Source organism: Vibrio sp. Isolate22, assembly GCF_022398115.1.
Classification (GTDB): Bacteria; Pseudomonadota; Gammaproteobacteria; order Enterobacterales; family Vibrionaceae; genus Vibrio.
The window spans coordinates 1-1,955 of record NZ_JAKEUW010000130.1 but is presented as its reverse complement, the minus strand read 5'-3'; the positions used below and the strand labels follow the sequence as shown (position 1 = coordinate 1,955).

Here is a 1,955-nt window from a genome sequence, read left to right as displayed (position 1 = left end):
AGTCTGAACCGTCAAGTACACTTTTTGTAGCAAGTATCAGAGAACTAACGCGTTTTTTGTGAATGGAGGAGCATTGGTTTTGTATGGTTTGTTGTAGAATCTGAATGTCGCGCATTGTTAACCCACTTGTTCGAAATGTGTGTTCAGCGATATTCATTAGATCAAAGACGGCGATGCGCGTCTACCTCATTGTTTTTACGCCTGATTATGAGGGGATTCGCAAGGGTGAGGCATTGGCCAATGTGAAAGCAATGAACAAAGTCCTAGGGCTAGGTATCCCTGTTAGAAACTAACAGGTAAACACCGTAGGATAACTGCGTCCTCTACCTGATTTGATCATATATGGACACTCCTTATTGGCATATATGGACACTCCTTATTGGCAAGTAGCAATTGAAAAAAAAAGGTAGTAGATTGCAGACATATATCCGAGTTCTAAGACTCTTAATGATTTCCGCTGAATGTGCTCTTATCAACAACACGAACTTTAAGTCCCAAGATCAAATCAGAGTTTCACATTCACGGTCTTACCTGTTTTCTCATTCGCTTCATGCGCAATTTGATGAATTAGTTTAATTTTTATGCAGACAATATACTTGGATTATACTCCTGTTGCTTTGAAAGCAATGCCCATGCAATACGTGCATTTCGATTAGCCAGTGCAACTATAGCTACATTTTTATGCTTGCGTTTAAGTAGTTCTACTAACCAACGGTGGGTATAAGTCTCCGAGTTTTGTTTCAGGTGACCAAGGACAGCACGAGCCCCATGAACAAGCAACCTTCTCAAATATCCATCGCCTCTTTTGCTTATGCCTAATAGGACTTGTTTGCCCCCAGTAGAAAACTGTTTAGGCACAAGCCCGATCCAAGCAGATACTTGGCGACCATTACTGAAAGATTTAGGGTCACCGATACTAGCTACCAATGCTGTTGCCGTCATTGGTCCTATTCCTGGAATTTGAGCAATTCGCTGCGAATCTTCATTAAGTTGATGCCAAGAATCAATTTGTTTGTTTAGCTCTTTGACTTGTATATCTAGTTCGTTGACGAGCTCTTTCAACTGCGACACCAGACTGCGGACAGTCACTGTCAGTCCATTATCTGCATCCTCTAAAATCAGAGGGATTTACTTATTCAACGCTGAAGATCCTTTAGGAATGACGATACCAAACTCACCAAGTAATCCCCTAAGTTGATTAACCTGTCCCGTTCTCATAGAAACTAATCGTTCACGAGCTTTATGTACCGATAGAATGGATTGCTGCTCTACTGTTTTTATTGGTACAAAGCGCATATTAGGTCGAGTAACCGCCTCACAAATAGCTTCAGCATCAGCCGCATCGTTCTTATTAGATTTAACGTAAGGCTTTACAAATTGAGGAGGCATTAATTTAACGCTGTGACCCATTTTGATAAATAATCGAGCCCAATAGTGAGCTCCTGAACAAGCTTCCATTCCAATTAAACATGGTTCGAGCTTTGATATCACCTTAGCTAAGTTCGCTCTTCGAACACTCTTTTTTATCAACACAGAGCCTTGCTGATCTATGCCATGTAAAGCAAAAGATAATTTTGCCAAATCGATGCCTAAAGTTGTTATTGCCGTGGTTTGCGTCCTCTTCAATACTCACACAGTCAGTATAGGTGTGAGGTTGGGTAGGAGCGTCCATATCATTAACAACGCCGTACCCTTGCGAATCCCCTCATAATCAGGCGTAAAAACAATGAGGTAGACGCGCATCGCCGTCTTTGATCTAATGAATATCGCTGAACACACATTTCGAACAAGTGGGTTAACAATGCGCGACATTCAGATTCTACAACAAACCATACAAAACCAATGCTCCTCCATTCACAAAAAACGCGTTAGTTCTCTGATACTTGCTACAAAAAGTGTACTTGACGGTTCAGACTTAACGCTGACTAAACTAGGACGCTGACTAAACTAGGTCG

At 41.4% G+C, this 1,955-nt stretch carries 2 pseudogenes; one reads left to right on the top strand and one right to left on the bottom strand.

What is annotated here, in order from left to right:
* Window positions 1-579 precede the first annotated feature (579 nt).
* Window positions 580-1,602: pseudogene (locus L1D55_RS27090) on the bottom strand (IS110 family transposase).
* A gap of 199 nt (window positions 1,603-1,801) precedes the next feature.
* Here L1D55_RS27090 and L1D55_RS27780 point away from each other — a divergent pair.
* Window positions 1,802-1,939: pseudogene (locus tag L1D55_RS27780) on the top strand (transposase); the annotation flags it as partial.
* Between the last annotated feature and the right edge of the window lie 16 nt (window positions 1,940-1,955).